The organism is Exiguobacterium sp. s56, assembly GCF_018618255.1.
Lineage (GTDB): Bacteria > Bacillota > Bacilli > Exiguobacteriales > Exiguobacteriaceae > Exiguobacterium > Exiguobacterium chiriqhucha.
On the sequence record NZ_JACSLR010000049.1, the window covers coordinates 1 to 390 of the forward strand.

The 390-nt window shown below is 44.1% G+C and carries 1 protein-coding gene; it reads left to right on the forward strand.

Features of this window, described 5'->3' with window-relative positions:
- On the forward strand, positions 1-387 hold a 387-nt coding region (locus KNP71_RS15785; RefSeq protein ID WP_214831058.1), incomplete at its 5' end, for an ATP-binding protein.
- Between the last annotated feature and the right edge of the window lie 3 nt (positions 388-390).

Genomic DNA, 390 nt, shown 5'->3' on the forward strand with positions numbered 1-390 from the left:
ACTTCGTTCATTACCGCGAACGATTTTGTCGAGGAGTGTCAAAAAGCAGAGAAATCTGGCCTTCTTCCTCGTATCATCAAAAGGTACTGTCGATCTGAGCTACTCATTCTAGATGAAATCGGTTATTTTCCGTTCGACCCCATCAGTGCGAATGCGCTGTTTCAAATCATCTCGAAGAGATATGAGAGAGGCTCGATTATCCTGACTTCAAACAAATCATATATTGAATGGGGAAAAATATTTGGTGACGAGGTTTTGGCAACCGCAATTTTAGATCGCCTTCTTCATCATGCGACCACTTTTAACATTCGGGGAGATTCATATCGGATGAGGGAAAAGAAACGGGCCGGCATCCAGCCGACCCGTGTCGATAGTTTCCAAGAGTAACGT